Source organism: Rhizobium sp. 768_B6_N1_8, assembly GCF_051811225.1.
Lineage (GTDB): Bacteria > Pseudomonadota > Alphaproteobacteria > Rhizobiales > Rhizobiaceae > Rhizobium.
The window spans coordinates 303,099-321,783 of sequence record NZ_JBPWPV010000001.1 but is presented as its reverse complement, the minus strand read 5'-3'; the positions used below and the strand labels follow the sequence as shown (position 1 = coordinate 321,783).

At 60.3% G+C, this 18,685-nt stretch carries 17 protein-coding genes; 4 read left to right on the top strand and 13 right to left on the bottom strand.

Annotated features, from left to right (window positions below; all coding sequences use genetic code 11):
• Positions 1-107 precede the first annotated feature (107 nt).
• From zwf to edd, 3 genes are all read left to right on the top strand, one after another.
• Positions 108-1,583 carry a glucose-6-phosphate dehydrogenase gene (gene zwf / locus AB8B33_RS01595; protein WP_007819337.1) on the top strand — a complete coding sequence of 492 codons (1,476 nt, stop codon included), beginning with the start codon at positions 108-110 and terminating at the stop codon, positions 1,581-1,583.
• A gap of 16 nt (positions 1,584-1,599) precedes the next feature.
• Positions 1,600-2,298, top strand: coding sequence for a 6-phosphogluconolactonase (gene pgl / locus AB8B33_RS01590; protein ID WP_310378779.1), 699 nt, complete (start codon positions 1,600-1,602; stop codon positions 2,296-2,298).
• Positions 2,299-2,366: 68 nt separating this feature from the next.
• Complete coding sequence (edd, locus tag AB8B33_RS01585; protein ID WP_439014113.1) at positions 2,367-4,193, top strand: phosphogluconate dehydratase; 1,827 nt, start codon at positions 2,367-2,369, stop codon at positions 4,191-4,193.
• Positions 4,194-4,265: 72 nt separating this feature from the next.
• On the opposite strand, the gene AB8B33_RS01580 is transcribed toward edd, so the two are convergent.
• From AB8B33_RS01580 to AB8B33_RS01555, 6 genes are all read right to left on the bottom strand, one after another.
• The gene (locus AB8B33_RS01580) at positions 4,266-4,679 is read right to left on the bottom strand and encodes a hypothetical protein (protein WP_310378783.1); all 414 of its coding nucleotides are present in this window, start codon (positions 4,677-4,679) and stop codon (positions 4,266-4,268) included.
• 114 nt (positions 4,680-4,793) lie between these two features.
• On the bottom strand, positions 4,794-5,885 hold the full coding sequence (locus AB8B33_RS01575; protein ID WP_439014112.1) for an ABC transporter ATP-binding protein: 1,092 nt from the start codon (positions 5,883-5,885) through the stop codon (positions 4,794-4,796).
• Between the two features lie 21 nt (positions 5,886-5,906).
• The gene (bglA, locus tag AB8B33_RS01570; protein ID WP_439014110.1) at positions 5,907-7,559 is read right to left on the bottom strand and encodes a beta-galactosidase BglA; all 1,653 of its coding nucleotides are present in this window, start codon (positions 7,557-7,559) and stop codon (positions 5,907-5,909) included.
• A 35-nt stretch (positions 7,560-7,594) separates the two neighbouring features.
• On the bottom strand, positions 7,595-8,758 hold the full coding sequence (locus tag AB8B33_RS01565; RefSeq protein WP_439014109.1) for a carbohydrate ABC transporter permease: 1,164 nt from the start codon (positions 8,756-8,758) through the stop codon (positions 7,595-7,597).
• A 1-nt stretch (position 8,759) separates the two neighbouring features.
• Positions 8,760-9,773: a carbohydrate ABC transporter permease gene (locus AB8B33_RS01560; protein WP_310378792.1), complete on the bottom strand. Its 1,014-nt coding sequence runs from the start codon at positions 9,771-9,773 to the stop codon at positions 8,760-8,762.
• Between the two features lie 171 nt (positions 9,774-9,944).
• Positions 9,945-11,306: an ABC transporter substrate-binding protein gene (locus AB8B33_RS01555; RefSeq protein ID WP_113324893.1), complete on the bottom strand. Its 1,362-nt coding sequence runs from the start codon at positions 11,304-11,306 to the stop codon at positions 9,945-9,947.
• Positions 11,307-11,598: 292 nt separating this feature from the next.
• Here AB8B33_RS01555 and AB8B33_RS01550 point away from each other — a divergent pair, with 292 nt between their 5' ends.
• Positions 11,599-12,624, top strand: a complete 1,026-nt coding sequence (locus AB8B33_RS01550) for a LacI family DNA-binding transcriptional regulator (protein ID WP_439014108.1) — start codon at positions 11,599-11,601, stop codon at positions 12,622-12,624.
• Positions 12,625-12,690: 66 nt separating this feature from the next.
• Here the strand turns inward: AB8B33_RS01550 and folD are convergent, their stop codons facing one another.
• The 7 genes from folD to AB8B33_RS01515 form a co-directional block, all read right to left on the bottom strand.
• The gene (gene folD, locus AB8B33_RS01545; protein ID WP_439014107.1) at positions 12,691-13,590 is read right to left on the bottom strand and encodes a bifunctional methylenetetrahydrofolate dehydrogenase/methenyltetrahydrofolate cyclohydrolase FolD; all 900 of its coding nucleotides are present in this window, start codon (positions 13,588-13,590) and stop codon (positions 12,691-12,693) included.
• A gap of 120 nt (positions 13,591-13,710) precedes the next feature.
• Entirely contained in the window at positions 13,711-15,489 is a 1,779-nt protein-coding gene (locus tag AB8B33_RS01540) for a succinoglycan biosynthesis protein exop (RefSeq protein ID WP_439014106.1), read from the bottom strand.
• A gap of 121 nt (positions 15,490-15,610) precedes the next feature.
• Positions 15,611-16,459 carry a WecB/TagA/CpsF family glycosyltransferase gene (locus AB8B33_RS01535; protein ID WP_439014105.1) on the bottom strand — a complete coding sequence of 283 codons (849 nt, stop codon included), beginning with the start codon at positions 16,457-16,459 and terminating at the stop codon, positions 15,611-15,613.
• Between the two features lie 291 nt (positions 16,460-16,750).
• Positions 16,751-17,293, bottom strand: a complete 543-nt coding sequence (locus AB8B33_RS01530; protein WP_113319640.1) for a hypothetical protein — start codon at positions 17,291-17,293, stop codon at positions 16,751-16,753.
• Complete coding sequence (locus tag AB8B33_RS01525; RefSeq protein WP_113300728.1) at positions 17,293-17,658, bottom strand: hypothetical protein; 366 nt, start codon at positions 17,656-17,658, stop codon at positions 17,293-17,295. Before AB8B33_RS01525 ends, AB8B33_RS01530 begins: the two co-directional genes overlap by 1 nt.
• 11 nt (positions 17,659-17,669) lie before the next feature.
• Positions 17,670-18,236, bottom strand: coding sequence for a rod-binding protein (locus tag AB8B33_RS01520; RefSeq protein WP_007825009.1), 567 nt, complete (start codon positions 18,234-18,236; stop codon positions 17,670-17,672).
• Positions 18,237-18,270: 34 nt separating this feature from the next.
• Positions 18,271-18,681 carry a hypothetical protein gene (locus AB8B33_RS01515; RefSeq protein WP_439014104.1) on the bottom strand — a complete coding sequence of 137 codons (411 nt, stop codon included), beginning with the start codon at positions 18,679-18,681 and terminating at the stop codon, positions 18,271-18,273.
• Between the last annotated feature and the right edge of the window lie 4 nt (positions 18,682-18,685).

Genomic DNA, 18,685 nt, shown 5'->3' with positions numbered 1-18,685 from the left:
TTCGCTTTAAAACCGATGACGGACAGATTCATTGCACCGCACACTGGCTTTTTTAAATCGATTAGATTAAAACGGCCACCAACCAAGCCTGATTGAGAGACAAGCTCATGAGCAGCCAAATCATTCCCGTTGAGCCTTTTGATTATGTCGTCTTTGGCGGCAGCGGCGACCTTGCCGAACGCAAGCTTCTGCCCGCGCTGTATCATCGCCAGATCGAGGGCCAGTTCTCGGAACCGACCCGTGTCATCGGCGCTTCGCGCAGCCCGCTTTCGCATGAGGAATACCGCAAGTTCGCCAAGGACGCGCTCAAGGAACACCTGAAGAAGGGCGAATATGACGAGGCGGAAGTCGAAAAGTTCTGCTCCCGTCTCTTCTATGTTTCCGTCGATGCCCGCACGGACAGCGGCTGGGATCAGCTGAAGAAGCTGCTCGACGAGGGCAAGGACCGGGTTCGCGCCTTTTACCTCGCCGTCGCTCCAGGCATCTTCGGCGACATCTCGCAGAAGATCCACGACCACAAGCTGATCACCAAATCGACCCGCATCGTCGTCGAAAAGCCGATCGGCCGTGACCTCGCCTCGGCCTTGCAGCTCAACGACAGTATCGGCCGCGCCTTCAAGGAAGAGCAGATCTTCCGCATCGACCACTATCTCGGCAAGGAGACGGTGCAGAACCTGATGGCGCTGCGCTTTGCCAACGCGCTCTATGAGCCGCTGTGGAACGCCAACTATATCGACCACATCCAGATCACCGTTGCCGAAGCCGTCGGCCTCGAAGGCCGCGCCGGTTACTACGACACAGCCGGCGCACTGCGCGACATGGTGCAGAACCACATCCTGCAGCTCCTCTGCCTGACCGCGATGGAAGTTCCTTCCTCGATGGATTCGGAAGCTGTTCGCGACGAAAAGCTTAAAGTTCTGCGCGCGCTGAAGCCAATCAACGCCTCCAACGTCGAGCAGGCCACGGTTCGCGGCCAGTACCGCGCCGGCGCTTCCGGCAGCGGCCCGGTCAAGGGCTATCTCGAAGAGCTGGAAGGCGGGGTTTCCAACACGGAAACCTTCGTCGCCATCAAGGCCGAGATCAACAATTGGCGCTGGGCAGGCGTTCCCTTCTACATCCGTACCGGCAAGCGTCTTGCCGGGCGCATGTCGGAAATCGTCATCACCTTCAAGCCGATCCCGCATGCGATCTTCGATCAGGCCGCCGGCCGTATCAGCCAGAACCAGCTGATCATCCGCCTGCAGCCGGATGAAGGTGTCAAGCAGTCGCTGATGATCAAGGATCCTGGTCCGGGCGGCATGCGTCTGCGCAATGTCTCGCTCGACATGAGCTTCGCCCAAGCCTTCAACGTCCGCAATCCTGACGCCTACGAGCGTCTGCTGATGGACGTCATCCGTTCCAACCAGACGCTGTTCATGCGCCGCGACGAAGTCGAAGCCGCATGGCAGTGGGTCGATCCGATCCTCAAGGGTTGGGAATCGACCGGTCAGCAGGTGCAGGGCTACACGGCCGGCACCTGGGGCCCGAGCCAGGCCATCGCGCTCATCGAACGCGACGGCCGCACCTGGCACGACGACATCTAGTCTGAGGTCTGAAGATATGGCATCGACACTGCATTCCTTCGCAAACGCCGCCGAACTCGCCACCAACCTTGCAGACAAGGTTTCCAGAGCGCTTACGGCAGCCATTGCAGCCCGCGGAGAAGCGAGCATCGCCGTTTCCGGCGGTTCCACGCCGAAAGCCTTCTTCCAGGCGCTTTCGGCGCGCGATATCGACTGGGCCAAGGTGACGATCACACTCGTCGACGAACGCTTCGTGCCCTCCGACAATCCGCGCTCGAACCATCTGTTGGTCGATGCCAATCTTCTGCAGAACAAGGCTAAAGCGGCGCGTTTCGTGCCGCTTTACCAGCCGGCCGCCTCCGTCGAGGAGGCCGCAAAGCTTGCAACGGCAAAGAGCGCCGAGATCGGCATCCCTTTCGATGTCGTCATTCTCGGCATGGGCGGCGACGGCCATACGGCCTCGTTCTTCCCGGGCGGCAACAATCTGAGCCTCGCGCTCGACGCAAAGACGCCACGCGGCATCATCACCATGGATGCAGAAGGGGCAGGCGAACCGCGCCTGACTTTCACCTTCTCCGCTCTTGAGGATGCCAAACTGCTCATTCTCCACATTGAGGGCGAAGGCAAAAAAGACGTTCTCGCCAAGGCGGAAGGCAACGGCGAAGAGGCAGAAATGCCGATCCGCGCCATTCTGCGCCGGGCCACTTCCCCGGTCGAGATCTACTGGGCTCCCTGATACGGCCTGAAGGGCCGCCGGAGCCGGCGAGCAGATAGAAACGAACCAGAACAAGGCAGGGATTTTCCATGTCCGCTCACGCACGCATTGCTGCGATCACGAATCGCATTGTCGAACGCTCGCAGCCGACCCGCGAGCGCTATCTGGAACGCCTGCGCGCTGCCGCCTCAAAGGGCGTCAACCGTTCCGTTCTCGGCTGCGCCAACCTCGCCCACGGCTTCGCCGTCTGTTCCCCCGCCGAGAAGGATGCACTTGCGGGTGACCGCGTGCCCAATCTCGGCATCATCACCGCCTATAACGATATGCTCTCGGCCCACCAGCCGTTCGAGACCTATCCGGCGATCATCCGCGAGGCGGCAGCGCAAGCCGGTGGTATCGCACAGGTCGCCGGCGGTGTACCGGCCATGTGCGACGGCGTCACCCAGGGCCAGCCGGGCATGGAGCTTTCGCTCTTTTCGCGCGACCTGATCGCCATGGCAGCGGGTGTGGGCCTGTCGCACAATATGTTCGATGCCGCCCTCTTCCTCGGTGTCTGCGACAAGATCGTGCCGGGTCTCATGATCGCCGCCCTCTCCTTCGGTCACCTGCCGTCGATCTTCATTCCCGCCGGGCCGATGACCACGGGCTTGGCGAACGACGAGAAATCGCGCGTGCGCCAGCTCTTTGCCGAGGGCAAGGTCGGCCGCGCGGAACTCTTGGAAGCCGAATCCAAGTCCTATCACGGCCCCGGCACCTGCACCTTCTACGGCACGGCGAACTCCAACCAGATGCTGATGGAGATCATGGGCTTCCATATGCCCGGCTCCTCCTTCATCAACCCTGGCACGCCATTGCGCGAAGCGCTGACGCGCGAAGCCGCCAAGCGGGCGCTCGCCATTACCGCTCTCGGCAACGAGTTCACGCCAGCCGGCGAGATGATCGACGAACGCTCGATCGTCAACGGCGTCGTCGGCCTGCATGCGACGGGCGGCTCGACGAACCACACAATGCATCTTGTCGCCATGGCGCGCGCCGGCGGTATCGTGCTGACCTGGCAGGATATTGCCGAGCTTTCGGAACTGGTGCCGCTGCTTGCCCGCGTCTATCCGAACGGGCTTGCCGACGTGAACCATTTCCAGGCGGCCGGCGGCATGGGCTTCCTCATCAAGGAGCTCCTGAAGCAGGGCCTCGTGCATGACGATGTGCGCACCGTCTTCGGTCACGGGCTGCAGGCCTATACGGTCGATGCCCAGCTTGGCGACAATGGCGCCGTCGTGCGCCAGCCTTCGCCGGAAAAGAGCCATGATCCGAAGGTGCTTGCCAGCATCGAGACGCCCTTCCAGGCGAATGGCGGGTTGAAGATGCTGCGCGGCAATCTCGGCAAGGCGGTCATCAAGATTTCCGCCGTCAAGCCTGAGCGCCACATTATCGAAGCGCCGGCAGTCATCTTCCACAGCCAGCAGGAGCTGCAGGACGCTTTCAAGGAAGGCAAGCTCAACCGCGACTTCATTGCCGTTGTGCGCTTCCAGGGCCCGAAGGCCAATGGCATGCCGGAGTTGCACAAGCTGACCCCACCACTCGGCGTGCTGCAGGATCGCGGCTTCCGCGTGGCGCTCTTGACCGACGGGCGCATGTCCGGCGCATCCGGCAAGGTGCCGGCGGCAATCCACGTCACGCCGGAAGCGGTCGACGGCGGCCCGATCGCCCGCATCAAGGATGGCGACATCATCCGTCTCGACGCAATCAGGGGCACGCTGGAGGTTCTGGTCGACGCTGCCGACATGGCCGAGCGCGAACCTGTAACCATCGATCTCTCGGATAATGAATTCGGCATGGGCCGCGAGCTCTTCGCGCCGTTCCGCCACGCGGTCGGCCCGTCCGACCAGGGTGCCAGCGTGCTTTTCCACGCCCACTGACATCGTCATCGATATAAGAAAAACCCGCGGCCGGAACCGCGGGTTTTTCATATCCAGCGAGACGCGAAACTGTTACGCGCGGATATCGAGGACGTAATCCTTGTGAGCCGGGTGCGTGCTGTAGACGAAGATCTTGTTCAGCTCCTTCTGCGTCAGCAGTCGCAGGAAGCGAACTTCAATCGTGTTGTTGGGGAAGGTCTTCATCAGCAGGCAGCCCACCTTGGTGATGCGGGCGTCCGGAATATCCAGATAGAATTGCTTCGGCAGGGTATACTGCGTGAGGATCGCGAGGATCGCGCTGCTCATCGAGATACGGACGATATCGCAGCGGCGCGAGGCGGCATGCATGACGCCCTTTTCCGTATATTCGATGCGCGCGGCGTTCATCGTGTCTTCCATCTTGAACCGCGCTTCGCGGTCGTACATGAAAGATTCTTCCTTCGCCAGGAAGTGCGATTTCGGAGGTGTTGGATTCGATGCGGCCATAGCCTTGGTTCCCTCAGTCGTAATGGGAAAAGGCTAGCACCGCATATTTAACAGAAAGTAAGAATCCTTCCCCTGCACAGCCTCAAGAAGAAGGATTCCACCAAAAATGGATGGTCATTTCCTATAGGTGTGGCCCGACGCATCGAAGAGGTGCAGCTTCTGCCAATCGGCGACGAAATGCATCTTCTGACCCCTCTTCACATTATAGATGCCGGGCAGCTTGACGATGATCGGCTCACCCTGAACCAGGCCCTCGATATAGAGCAGCGTCACTTCACCGAGCTGCTCGACAATCGAAACCTCGCCCTCGAAGAGATAGTCCTCATCGGGGCTTGCAATGCGCAGATCTTCGGGGCGAACGCCGAAGCTTGCCTGCTTGCCCTTCTCGGATGCGGCCGTTGCGATATTGAGTGTCACCGATTTGCCGCCCGTCAGCGTCACCGTCGTGTTTTCGCCGGCGTCGGTGATCGTTGCAGGAATGATGTTCATGGCCGGAGAGCCGATGAACTTGGCAACGAAAAGGTTTGCCGGGCGCTCGTAGAGCTCCAGCGGCGCACCGACCTGCTCGATATTGCCGGCAGAGAGGACGACGATGCGGTCTGCCAGCGTCATCGCCTCGACCTGGTCGTGTGTGACATAGATCATCGTCGTATCGGCCATCTGCTCGTTCAGGCGGGCGATCTCGATGCGGGTTGCGACGCGCAGTGCAGCGTCGAGGTTCGATAGCGGCTCGTCAAAGAGGAAGACCTTCGGATTGCGGCAGATGGCGCGGCCGATCGCCACGCGCTGGCGCTGGCCGCCCGAGAGCGCCTTGGGGAGGCGGTCGAGATATTTTGTGAGCTGCAGACTTTCGGCCGCAGCCCGCACGCGGCGGTCGATCTCCTGCTTGCTCTCGCCGGCGATCTTCATGCCGAAGGCCATGTTGTCGAAAACAGTCATGTGCGGATAGAGCGCGTAGGACTGGAACACCATGGCGATGCCGCGCTTGGAGGGCGGCACGTCATTGACGAGCATGCCGTCGATGTACATCTCCCCGCCGGTGATGTTTTCCAGCCCGGCGATCATGCGCAGAAGCGTGGACTTGCCGCAGCCGGAGGGGCCGACGAAAACGATGAATTCGCCCTGGTTGATCTCCAGGTCGATACCGTGGAGCACGTCCACGGAGCCATAGGATTTGCGGATATCCTTAAGCGTCAGTCCAGTCATTTTCCTCTCCCCTCCTGATCCTTAAGCGAGGCGGGCGAAATACGCCCCCCAGGCCGGAATATCGATCTTGTCGCCGTAATTGTTGCTGGTAAAGCCGTGGCCCGCCAGAGCCTGCCATTCGCCCGCCGGCAGGGTCACGTTGGTTTCCGCCGGTCCCATGTTGAAGATGCAGAGCAGCGTCTCGTTGCCGAATTCACGGGTGAAGACCAGCGCGTCGCCCTGCGGATCCTCGAACTCGATCTCGCCCTTGGCGAAAGCCGGGTACTGCTTGCGGAAGGCGATGAAGCGGCGGTAGTGCTCCAGCACGGAGTTCTCGTCACCCTGCTGCACGCTGACGGCACGCAAGATGTGCTCGACCGGCACAGGCAGCCAGGGCTTGACCGTCGAGAAACCACCCTGGGCAACCTGGCTGTCCCATACCATCGGCGTGCGGCAGCCGTCACGGCCCTTGAATTCCGGCCAGAACTGGATGCCGTAGGGATCCTGCAGATCCTGATAGGCGAGATCGGCTTCGGTGAGGGCAAGCTCCTCGCCCTGATAGAGGCAGACAGAACCGCGCAGCGTCATAAGCAACGAGGCATAGAGCTTGGCAAAGGCATCGTGATCGGCAACCAACGCACCCCAGCGGCTGACATGGCGCATCACGTCATGGTTTGAGAAGGCCCAGCAGGCCCAGCCATCGGGAGCAGCCGCACCAAAATCCTTCATGACTTCCTCAACACGCTCGGGCGAAAGCGGATCGGGCGCCAGGAATTCGAAGGCGTAGCACATGTGCATCTTGTCATTGCCGGACGTATATTCGCCGACGATTTCGAGACCGCGCTGGCTGTCGCCGACCTCACCGACAGCGGCGATTGCCGGGAACTCTTCCAGCACCGCACGGAAGCGCTTCAGGAATTCGAGATTTTCCGGGCGGTTCTTGTCGTAAAGATGCTCCTGGAAATTATAGGGGTTCACGGCCGGAGCAGTCGACGCATTGCGGCGTTCGGGAGCAAGCGCCGGGTTGTCGCGCAACAGCTTGTCGTGGAAGTAGAAGTTGATCGTGTCGAGGCGGAAGCCGTCGACGCCGCGCTTCAGCCAGAAACGGACGACATCGAGCAGGCGGTCCTGCACCTCCGGATTGTGCAGGTTCATGTCCGGCTGCGAGGTCAGGAAGTTGTGCATGTAATATTGCATGCGCGTCGGATCCCACGCCCATGCGGAGCCGCCGAAGATCGACAGCCAGTTGTTCGGCGGCGTGCCATCCGGCTTGGCATCAGCCCACACATACCAATCGGCCTTGGCATTGGTCTTGCTCGAGCGGCTTTCGACGAACCAGGGATGCTGGTCGGAAGAGTGCGAGATGACGAGGTCGATCATCACCTTGATGCCGAGACGGTGGGCTTCCGCAATCAGCGTATCGAAATCGATCAGCGTACCGAAGATCGCATCGACGTTTTCGTAGTCCGAAACGTCGTAGCCAAAATCGCGCATCGGCGAGGTGAAGAAGGGCGAAATCCAGATCGCGTCGGCACCGAGGCTTGCGATATGCGGCAGGCGGGCGGTGATGCCCTTCAGGTCGCCGATGCCGTCGCCGTTCGAATCCTGGTAGGAGCGCGGATAGATCTGATAGATCACCGCGCCGCGCCACCAGTCCTTGTCGGCGGTCAGAATGGATTGGGAAGCCACACTCATGGAATATCCTGTTTGAAATTACGTCTTGGGATGGATCAGCCTCCCTTGACCGACCCCGCCAGCAGGCCGCGCACCAGATAGCGCTGCAGCGAGAAGAAGACGAGCAGCGGTATGATGATGGTGACGAATGCGGACGCCGTCAGGATTTCCCAGTTGCCGCCGCGCGAGCCGAGCAGCGCGTTCAGCGCTCCTGTCAGCACGAGGTGGTCTTTGTCGGTGCCGAGGAAGACCATGGCAACGAGCAGGTCGTTCCACACCCACAGGAACTGGAAGATCGCGAACGACGCGAGCGCGGGGAAGGACAGAGGCAAAACGATACGGGTGAAGATCTCGAAGTCGCTCGCGCCATCGACGCGGGCGGATTCGATGATCTCCTTGGGCAGGCCGGAAATATAGGCGCGCAAGAGATAGATGGCGAGCGGCATGCCGAAGGCCGTGTGAGCCAGCCAGATGCCGGGATAGGTCTTCGACGGCTGGCCGATCAGAGTGCCGATCTCATTGTAGAGACGCAGCAGCGGGATGAGCGACATCTGCAGCGGCACGACGATGAGGCCAACGACGAGCGCAATCAGCAGCGCACGGCCGGGGAATTCCATCCAGCTCAGCGCGTAGGCGGCGAAGGCGGCAATCAGGATCGGGATGATGGTCGCCGGAATGGTCACCGTCAGCGAGTTGATGAAGGACTGGCCGATGCCCTCGCTGGCCAGAACGGTCTGATAGTTCTGAAGGGTGAATTCGGGGGGAGCCGACGCTGCGAGATAGATGCGACGCGGACGTTCATCCGGCGCGAAGGCGACATTCTTCATGTAGCGGTAGCTGCCATCGCTGTTGATGAGCAGGCTTTCGCCGTCACCGAGATCGGCGGTCTGACCAGCCTCGAAGGCCGCAGGCTGCTGCACACGTATGCCGAAGGCCTTGACCGAGCGGCCCGGCTGGTCGGCCAGCACATTGCCCGTGATGACGTAGATATCGCCTTCCTGCTTCTGCTGGTCGGGCGAGCCGAGGCGTGCGGCCACCGTCTGCGTGGAGCCGGCAAAGGCGGTCCACCAGCCGGAAACGGTGATCTGGTCCCTGTCGCGGAGCGCGCTGACGAAGATGCCGAGTGTGGGCACGAGCCAGACAATGACAATGACGAGAACACAGAAATGGACGAAAAGACGGGCGGGGCCGATCTTGAAGTAGCTTGCAGCTGTGGTCATCTCAGCGTCCCTTCAATTCGGCGTTGGCGCGGCGCACGTTCCACACCATGATCGGCGTGACGGCGAGCATGATGATGATGGCGATGACGGCACTTCGGCCTGAATCGCCGCCGCCGCGGAACAACCAGTTGAACATCAGGTTCGCCAGCACCATGGTCTGCCATTGGCCGTTGGTCATGGTGAGCACGATATCGAAGACCTTGAGGACAAGGATAGTGATTGTCGTCCAGACGACGGCGATCGTTCCCCAGATCTGCGGCACCATGATGCGCCAGAAGATCTGCCAGCCGTTGGCACCGTCGATGACAGCAGCCTCGATCGTCTCTTCCGGGATGCCGCGCAGTGCGGCCGAGAGGATGACCATGGCAAAGCCGGTCTGGATCCAGATCAGGATCACCATCAGGAAGAAGTTGTTCCAGAAGGGAACGGAGATCCAGACCTGCGGCGTGCCGCCGAATGTCTGCACGATGGCGTTCAGGAGGCCGATCTGCACATCGTTGCCGCCGCGATACTCATAGATGAACTTCCAGATGACGGAAGCGCCGACGAAGGAGATCGCCATCGGCATGAAGACGATGCTCTTGGCGATATTGCCCCACCAGATGCGGTCGGTCATGACGGCGATGACGAGGCCGAAGAAGGTGCAGGCAGCGGGCACGACGGCGAGCCAGAGGATGTTGTTGAAGATCGACTGACGGAATTCGCGGTCGTTCAAGGCCCACAAGTAATTCGTCGCGCCGACGAACTCGTTGCCCGACCGGTCGTAGAAGGACAGGATGAAAGTCGCGACGACAGGATAGACGAGATAGACGATCAGCAGGAAAAGTGCCGGAAAAAGAAACAGCCAGGGGCGGATCATCGCGCGCCGATTCAGATTGCGCGAGGCCTGACGGATATCACCGTCCCGCACCGGCAAGGCGAGATCGAGGATCTTGTTCGAGAAAAAGAAATAGGCCGAGCATGCGAAAACGGCGACGACCACGACGCCCAAAGCGGACACTATCTGCGACAGCATTTCGTCCCTCCCCTGCTTCCCTGTCTTATTCTGAAGGGTTAACGCCGGATATCGTCAATAGAGCTGATGTGTTTGACCACAGGATCCGGCTCGACCGGGCTCCCCCTCTGGAACCCGGCCGCTCATTCCGGTGATGCCGCCGGTTACCCGGCGGCATGAATTGTCAGGAGATTACTTGATGCCGTCCCAGGCGCTCTGGATTTCGGCTGCGGCGTCCTGAGCGGACTTGCCGCCGACGAAGTCGACCATGCCGGTCCAGAAGGCGCCGGCGCCAATCTTGCCGGGCATCAGGTCCGAACCGTCAAACCTGAAGGTGGTGGCCGAAGTCAGGATCTCGCCTTCCTTCTTCATCTGTTCGTTGGCGTAAGCATCAACGTTGACGCCCTTATAGGGGGTCAGGAAGCTCGACTGCGCCATCCAGAGCTCATGAGCAACCGGCGTCTTGAGGAAGTCGACGAAGGCGCGGGCCGTCGGAGAATCCTTGGCGATGGTAACGAGCGTGCCTGCACCGAGAACCGGCTTGCCGAGATCGGCATGTGCGGCATAGGTCGGCATGTAGAAGAAGTCTGCATCAGTGCCGAGCTTCGTGCCTTCAGGGAAGAAGGACGGGATGAACGAAGCCTGGTGGTGCAGGTAGCACTTCGGCGGAACGGCGAAGAGGCCCTTCGGGCTGTCGCGGAAGTCGGTCGAAGCAACGGCTGCAACACCGCCATCGACATACTTTTCGTTCTTGGCGAACTTGCCGAATTCATCGATCGCAGCAACGACGGCCGGATCGGTGAACTTCACTTCATTGGTGGTCCACTTGTCGTAGACGTCAGGCTTCTGCGTGCGCAGCATGATATCCTCGACCCAGTCGGTCGCCGGCCAGCCGGTCGCGCCGCCAGAACCCAGACCAATGCACCAGGGAACGCCGCCATCCTTGACGATCTGGTCGGTCAGAGCATGCAGCTCTTCCATCGTTGTCGGGACCTTGTAGCCGGCTTCCTGGAAGTTTTCCGGCACGTACCAGACCAGCGACTTCACGTCGGCCTTGTAGGGGAATGCATAGAAGGCTTCCTTGCCATCCTTGCCCTTGTAGGTGCCGTAGCCGACCCAGCTGTCGCCGGCGCCGTAATTGTCCTTGACCCACTTGGACGTGTCGTCACCGAGCGGCGTCAGATAGCCCTTGCCGGCGAGATCGGCCAGCAGGCCCGGCTGCGGCAGGATGGCGATATTCGGCGGGGAGCCTGCCTGTGTATCGATGACGATCTGCTGTTCGTAGTTTTCAGAGGAGGAATACTTGGCGTCGATGCCGGTGGCCTCGACAAAGTAGGCGAGAATGCTCTGGAAGAAGGCTTCGTCTTCACCGCGCCAGGGGCCGAAGATCGTCAGCTGCTGACCCTTCAGGTCGGCATGGGCAGCCTTGAAGTCATCGTAGCTCTTCCAGTTGAACTTGGAATCCTGGCCGGGCGGGAATTTCAGATCCGCGGCCGACGCAGCGCCGGCAAAAAGCGCCGCAACTGCAACACCCATCAAGAATGACTTTTTCATGTGATCAACCTCCCATCACAATCCGATAGCGCAGAATTTCATTCAAAGGAAATCTCAAAGCGCTTTGACAACGCAACTCATTCACTTTCAGCAGAATGAAGTCAAGCCATTTCGCGAAAACAGCGGGAATAGCGCCGCTTTATCGCGTTGCTGCAAGGCTTAATGGGGAATATGGAGCGATTTTTCTTGAGTCAAGCGCAGCAGATGCTACATATTTGAAAGCGCTTTGGAAGCCATTGGGCGGCGGCCACTATTTGACGGCCACAGGGCAGGCCGGGAGGAAGCATAGCAGGTGAATCTCAAACAGCTATCGGAATTGCTGGGGCTTTCGCAGACAACTGTGAGCCGCGCGCTTAACGGCTATCCCGAGGTCAACGAGGATACCCGGGAACGCGTACTCCGGGCAGTCAAGGAAACCGGATACCGGCCGAACAAGGCGGCCCAGCGGCTTGCGACCGGCAAGGCCGGTTCGATTGGCCTCGTCATGCCGACGGCACCCGGCCATCAGTCGGATGTGCATTTCGGCGAATTCCTGACCGGCCTCGGCGAGGAAGCGGTGCGCCACGACTTTCACTTCGTCATCATGCCGGCGGACCCGGATGATGAGGTCGCAGCGCTGCGGCGTCTCGCGATCAGCGGCAATGTGGATGCGCTCTTCGTGGCCTATATGCGCGGCCACGACCCGCGGCTCGCCATGCTGAAATCGCTTTCCATGCCCTTCGTGGTGCATGGGCGCTCCTTTGGTTCAGAGCCGGACTATCCCTATCTCGACATCGACAACGAGGCGGCTTTTTACGATGCGGCGAGGCTTCTCCTGCAGCTCGGCCATACGCGCTTTGCACTGATGAACGGACCGGCGCATCTCGACTTCGCCATTCGCCGCAGGAACGGCCTCATTGCAGCGCTTGGCGAACGCGGGCTGGAGCTTGCGGAGGACTGCACGAGCCATACGGTCATGACGGATGAGGAAGGACTGATCGCCATGGAGCGCTTCCTGCAGCTTCCGGATCGACCAACCGCTATTTTATGCTCCAGCACGGTGCTTGCACTCGGCGCGATCCGGGCCGTCAATCAAGCTGGGCTGAAACTCGGCGAGGAAATATCGCTGATCGCCCATGACGATGTGCTGCCGCTCTTGAAGCCGGAGAATTTCTCCGTGCCGCTGACGACTACACGCTCGTCGCTGAGGGCCGCCGGCGTGCGCATCGCACAGCGGCTCATCGGTACCGTCAAGCAGGCGGGTCCCTTCCCCGATCAGGAACTCTGGAAGACCGAGCTGATCGTCAGGGCCTCGACAGGCCCTGTCCCGCAAATCTGATCAGCCGCTTATTTTAGCGCAATTCCGGGCGCAAAACCGCTGCACACTTTTCTGGAATTGCTCTCGTTAGAATATCGGCGGTGTCAGCCCTGCCGAGCGATGGGCGGCAATCACGGTATTGGCCATCAGCATGGCGATCGTCATCGGGCCGACGCCACCCGGCACCGGGGTGATGACGGCGGCGACCGGAGAAACCTCCGCAAAGGCGACATCGCCGACGAGGCGGGTCTTGCCCTCGCCGCGCTCGGGTGCCGCGATGCGGTTGATGCCGACGTCGATGACGGTGGCACCGGGCTTGACCCAATCGGCCCTGACCATTTCCGGACGACCGACGGCGGCCACCAGGATATCGGCGTTGCGGCAGACCTCACCCAAGTTCTTGGTGCGCGAATGGGCAATGGTGACGGTCGCATTGGCATTCAGCAGAAGCTGCGCCATCGGCTTGCCGAACAGGTTGGAGCGACCGATGACGACGGCATTGAGGCCGGAAAGATCCTCACCATGGGTGCGGCGCACGAAAACCATGGCACCGGCCGGCGTACAGGAAACGAGGCCGGTCTTCAGATCGCCGGTCGCAAGCTTGCCGGCATTGACGACGCTCAGGCCATCGACATCCTTTTGCGGCAGGATCGACTGGATGATCGGCTCGCTGTCGAGATGTTTGGGCAGCGGCAGCTGCACGAGAATGCCATGGATCGACGGATCGGCATTGAGCGAGGCGACGAGCGCTGCAAGCTCCTCCTGGCTGGTCTCGGCTGGCAGTGTGTGCTGGACGGATTTGAAGCCGCACTCCTTGGCCATGCGGCTCTTGGAACTGACATAGGTGTGGCTCGCCGGATCGTCGCCGACGATGACGACGGCTAGGCCCGTCTGGACGCCCTTGGCGGCTTCAAGCGCAGCATTTGCCGATTTAACGGTTTCGATTACGGAAGCGGCAACCTGCTTGCCGTCGATTACTGTCGTCACGCGTCTTCTCCGCCCAATTTCGCGCCAGTCTATTCGCCCGCGGCGGGAATGATTTCCCGATAACGCCCTATCCCGTTTAAAAACGGCAAATGCAAGAGCAATCTGTGGTCGGGCGTTCGCTTACCGTGAGACCTGATAGGCATGCAAGCGATCGCGCAGGCTGGCGATCTGCGAGCGCAGCGCATCGACTTCCTCAGCCGCCTGCGGAACCAGCGCCGGCTCTGGTGTCTGCGCCAACGCCGGGACCGGCGCAAGTTCGGGCACAGGGGCGAGGATTGGAGCCTCGATGGAAACTTGGACCCGCACCTGTTCGGGCTGTCGGCGGAAGAAACGCGGCACGAAGGCGAAGCCGAGGCCCACCGCCAAACCGGCAAGGCCGCCAACCAAGGCGCTGAAACCGAAATTACTGTCGCCGGAAACCGGCAGCACAAGAGCGGGCTTGCGAACCGTTACCCGGCCATCACCGATGGCACCTGTCGTGGAGACCTCCTCTTCCAGACGCGAGCGGGCGGCAGACGCCTTTTCCCGCAGTTCGGTCAGCTTGGCGAGATCGACGCCAGTATCGCGGCTCTGGGCAATCAGCGCGTTGCGGCGATCGCTGAGCTGTCTGCGCGCATCGACGGCAGCCTTGGCTGCTGCATTTGCGTTCTGGGCGAGGCGCGCCAATTCCTTGCCGATGTTATCCTTCAGACCATCGACCTCGGACTGCTGTTGGAGCAGGCGCGGATGGCGCGGTCCGAGGTCTGCCGAAAGCTGTGCCAATGCGGTCTTGGCGATCGCGTATCTGTCGCGCAGATCCTGAAGGGCGGGCGAGATCATATCCGGAGCGAGCGAGCCTTCCAGCACGTCCGCGAGCTTGGCGGCCTTCAGCTTGTCGGCCTGTTCCTTGGCAGTCAGGATATTGCCGTCGGCATTCTTCAGATCGGCATCCAGCCCGGCGATCTGGCGCTGCAGCTGCGTCGCGACCTTGACATTGCCCTCGCCGTTCTTCTGACCGAAAGCCGTCAGCTCTGCTTGAGCCTGATCATTTTCCTTCTTCAAGGCAGTGGCCGTCTCGGCCGCTTTGCCCATGGCGCTGCCCCCGGTCACCGCATCGGACAGTCGCATGGCGATGCGCGTCGATTTGCCGCCATCGCCTGTCGTTACCATCAGACGGATCGTGCCAGTGCGGTCGTCGGGAATAATCGCCACGGCAGATTTCAGCGCGGCCTCGGCGCGCGATGCCGGATCGGCGGCTGCACCGCTGCCGGAGAGAAGATCGAAGGCGACACCAAGTGCATTGGCGCTGTTACCGGCAAATTCCGGATCGCGGTCCAGCTTCAGTGCCGCAACGGCAGAGGTGATGGCAGGTACTGACGACAGTCTTTTGACGGTCTCCCCGACGAGGGCCGCCCGGTTACCTGCGCCCGCATCCACGGCAAGCATCGTTTCTGCGGTGTAAAGCGCGGGTGAGGATGGCATCAGGATAGGGGTGGCAGCGCCGCCAAACGAGAGGGCAGCCATGATGAGAGCGTTCCTGATCCAGTTCGGGCGCCGTATTTCGCGCGAAACCGTCGAAACGGGCGCTCTCTCAGCGGGAGCAACGCGTTGAACCTGGACGAACTGCGTCGTCGGCTCTGGCGCAGGACGAGAGGGTTCAGCTGCGGAAGCGGAGGCGATATCGTTTGCAGCCTGAAGGCGCGAACCGAGGATCGTTTCGATCCGGTCCACAAGCGGTTCGGTCTGCCGCGCTTTCGCACGCTGTTCGTCGAGCAGCCGGCCTATGGCGCGCAGCAGTTCAGCTTCGGAAGGAAGGATCTCCGGCGGATGGCTGCTCTTTTCGGCATGACTTTGCCGCTGGCCGCGCGAAGAGGTGGTTGCGCGATCATGGAAACTGTTTTTCGCCCTGGAATCGTGCATTGGCGTCACATCTCATGCGCATGATGGCCGAGTTCGCTCAACCGCGCTGACGCGGAGGATTAAGCTACTCTAAATATACATGGCAAAGAAATGGTTAACCGGAACCTGCAGAAATCTGTAATCAGCCGGCTTTCTTCATCTGCTCAATTCTCTTCTGTTCGCCTGCAACATGCGCCCGTTCATCCGGCTGACTGAGGATGCGCGCACGCCGGCTGAAGCGATACTGGAAGACCCGGAAGAGGAAGACCGGAATACCGAGAATATAGCGGCGCCAGAGGCGCGTCGGCTCCTGTACCAGGCGGTAGGCCCATTCCAGGCGCATCATGCGCACGGTCTTCGGGGCGCGTGGCACAGTGCCCGAAACGAAATCGAAAAGTGCACCAACCGTCAGGACGAGACGCGCGTGATCGGCTCGGATATTCTGGTGAACCCACTTTTCCTGCAGCGGCGTGCCCATGCCAACGATCAGGATATCGAGTTTCTGGCGCTCCACCTCGGCGATAACGGATTCGGGATTGGCCTTGTCGAAAAAGCCGTCGGAGATCACGAAGAACTCGTGCCAGGGCGCGTGCCTGGAAAAGTTCTCGGCCGCCTTCTCAACGACCGCGCGCGCGCCACCGATAAGGCCGATACGACGCGGCGTTTCCATGAAAGTCAGGAAGGCCGGTACGAAATCGGTACCGTTCAGATTGGCGGGAAACGGCGAACCATGCGTGACCTGGGATGCGATATTGAGACCGATACCGTCAGGCAGCACGAGGTTGTGCGACATGATCTGATAATACTCATCGTCGCGCAGGGCCGTCAGCATGTTGTGGGCGTTGACGAAGCAAACCACCGTCTGCCCGACGGGAATGGAAGCCAGTTCGTTGATGAAAACCAGCGCGTCGTCCCAGCCGAGATCGCAGACCGGCAGATCGAAAATCGTCCGCCGCGACGCAAGCACCGCGAAGTTTGCAATCAGATTCATTCCAACCTCCTGCCGAGGGTGCGTCATGCGCCCGACATCCCGGAAAATAAGCCTACGTTTCCGCAGCGGAGGTCTTGTGAGGACCAGCAGCGTCCTGCCTGAAGCGATCTCCCCCAACCCCGTGGCGGCCATCCTCCCAAGCTTGTGCCGCGTTTATACCAACTCGGTTTCAAACAACCCTTAGGAAAAAACCTTGGATTTTCCTGCGCGCATAAGTGGTTCATTAACCAAGGCGAGAACGCAAAAACGGCGCCTTTCGGCGCCGTTTTTTAACTGGTCGGTCGATGGTGATCAGTGACCGGCGGATGGAGCCGGCGTTTCGGATGCAGGCGCGGTCTCGATGATCTTGACCGGCGCGCCAACCTTCTGCGGCTTGCCGCCGGAATTTTCCTTCACGTCTTCCTTCGAAAGGTAGTCGAGCTGTTCCAGCATGACTTCGGCCACATATTCGCCGCCGAGACGCTCGTTCATGCCCTTCTTGATCTCTTCGCGGAAAGCCCCGGGATCGAAGGCTTTGACGTTGGAAACATCGATCATCTTGTTACCGACGAGCAGGCTGAAGAGCTCGTCGGTCGTCATCTCCGTGATCGGCAGGTTCAGGCCCGCAATCATATCCTTGTGCATCATGAAGGAGATGCGGCCGAGAAAATAACCGTTGACCGCACCGTTGGCGATGACGGGCACAGTGATCGTCTCGCCCTTCACAAGTTCGAGCGCGCTTTGCTTGGTATTCGATTCAACCGGCGCCGGCGCAGTCGCCATGTTCACCGAGAAATAGACCGATGCCAAGGTGACGGCGCAGACCCAGACGCCTGTGAGGACGAGCTTGATCATCAGGCATCCCGCGCGACAAACTGTTCCTGGGAATAGGTGCCGTCAGCATCGGCATCCTGCACGGCATTCTTCAGAAGATCGGCAACGGCGCGAACCGCCTCCAGATGCGCTTCGACGCGACGGGCGTTCAGCGTAAGCTTCTTCTTCAGACCGTGAAGCTGGTCCAGATGCGAAGCTGCAAGTTCGGCCGGATCGGTGTCGCGGAAAAGCATCGAGAGCTCGTACAGGCACCGGCTCTTATGCGCGTTGGAGACCTTGAGATCGAACTGCGGATCGCTGCCGATCCGGGTGTTCTCATTGTCGATTATCATTTCGAGGCGTCCGAGAACGGATTTGATCCTGTATTCGTTCGAAACTATTTCCATTTTATCCTCGATTATGCGTCGCTTGTTGCGGACTTATTGTCGGCAGTCGGGGTGCCGAAGGTCTTGCGCTGAAATTCGTCGATCATGCTCATCGCGGTCTTGCGATCGTCTTCATCCGTAGAGGCATTGACGATCTTGCCTTCCTGGCGATGGAGCTGCTCGGCATACATCTGCTTGGCGATGCCGATGCCGTCGCCCTTGGCCATGACATTGCCGAGCTGCTCGGCCATCATGCCCTTCCAGATGTCGCCCGTTGCGCCCTTGCCGAAGACATTCTCGGCATCGCTCGGCAGCATCGACTTTACGAAGTTCTGCAGAACCATGGCCTCGAACTTCCGGTAGGTTTCCGGCACTTCCTCGGTCTTGGTACGGTTCTGAATATTGTTCAGGCCACTCTTCTGCTTGACGTGGTCGAGAATGTCGACTGCGGAAGAAAAGCCGTTACCACTGTCGGCCAGACTTGTCGCAGCAAAGGCGGCGCGGTTGGCCTTCAGCTTTTCCTGGGCAGCCTGAACCTCCATGGGGTCGGCCGCCTTGACGACGTCCATCACCAGATCGCTGGGGGGTGAAATAGCCACGTTACAATCCTCTAATGTAAGATCGTGGCGATTATTATTTTTGAAGCTTGCTGGAGGCTGGCGTTGCGAATTGCTGATCGATTACATCGTAGACAGCGTTGTCATCTGCCTCCCGACGCTCTGCCTGGAGGGCATCGAGCATGTTTTCTTCAAGCCGGTCACCTTTGGCGCGCTCGCGCGTCAGGCGCATTTCATGCACCTGCTGCATGCCAGTCAACTGCTGGTCCTTGATGCTCAGCCTGCCGAATCGGTCGGCGTAACTCTGCGAAAAAGCACGATGGACAGGGTCCAGCGAACCGAGCGCAAGAATGGCGACATCCATGGCCGCATTGACTTCGGCGCGCTGGCGGCCGGTTTCTGCGAGATCGTATTCCGCCATCTTTTCAAGATGCCGTTGCACCGCGACCAGGCGCTTGAGCTTGTCGGAACGCTTCTTCTCGATCATCGCC

What these genes read in the sequence shown, in the direction of transcription:
- zwf (WP_007819337.1), top strand. Translation starts at nt 108, where the DNA reads ATGAGCAGCCAAATCATTCCCGTTGAGCCTTTTGATTATGTCGTCTTT.
- pgl (WP_310378779.1), top strand. Translation starts at nt 1,600, where the DNA reads ATGGCATCGACACTGCATTCCTTCGCAAACGCCGCCGAACTCGCCACC.
- edd (WP_439014113.1), top strand. Translation starts at nt 2,367, where the DNA reads ATGTCCGCTCACGCACGCATTGCTGCGATCACGAATCGCATTGTCGAA.
- AB8B33_RS01580 (WP_310378783.1), bottom strand. Translation starts at nt 4,679, where the DNA reads ATGGCCGCATCGAATCCAACACCTCCGAAATCGCACTTCCTGGCGAAG.
- AB8B33_RS01575 (WP_439014112.1), bottom strand. Translation starts at nt 5,885, where the DNA reads ATGACTGGACTGACGCTTAAGGATATCCGCAAATCCTATGGCTCCGTG.
- bglA (WP_439014110.1), bottom strand. Translation starts at nt 7,559, where the DNA reads ATGAGTGTGGCTTCCCAATCCATTCTGACCGCCGACAAGGACTGGTGG.
- AB8B33_RS01565 (WP_439014109.1), bottom strand. Translation starts at nt 8,758, where the DNA reads ATGACCACAGCTGCAAGCTACTTCAAGATCGGCCCCGCCCGTCTTTTC.
- AB8B33_RS01560 (WP_310378792.1), bottom strand. Translation starts at nt 9,773, where the DNA reads ATGCTGTCGCAGATAGTGTCCGCTTTGGGCGTCGTGGTCGTCGCCGTT.
- AB8B33_RS01555 (WP_113324893.1), bottom strand. Translation starts at nt 11,306, where the DNA reads ATGAAAAAGTCATTCTTGATGGGTGTTGCAGTTGCGGCGCTTTTTGCC.
- AB8B33_RS01540 (WP_439014106.1), bottom strand. Translation starts at nt 15,489, where the DNA reads ATGCACGATTCCAGGGCGAAAAACAGTTTCCATGATCGCGCAACCACC.
- AB8B33_RS01535 (WP_439014105.1), bottom strand. Translation starts at nt 16,459, where the DNA reads ATGAATCTGATTGCAAACTTCGCGGTGCTTGCGTCGCGGCGGACGATT.
- AB8B33_RS01530 (WP_113319640.1), bottom strand. Translation starts at nt 17,293, where the DNA reads ATGATCAAGCTCGTCCTCACAGGCGTCTGGGTCTGCGCCGTCACCTTG.
- AB8B33_RS01525 (WP_113300728.1), bottom strand. Translation starts at nt 17,658, where the DNA reads ATGGAAATAGTTTCGAACGAATACAGGATCAAATCCGTTCTCGGACGC.
- AB8B33_RS01515 (WP_439014104.1), bottom strand. Translation starts at nt 18,681, where the DNA reads ATGATCGAGAAGAAGCGTTCCGACAAGCTCAAGCGCCTGGTCGCGGTG.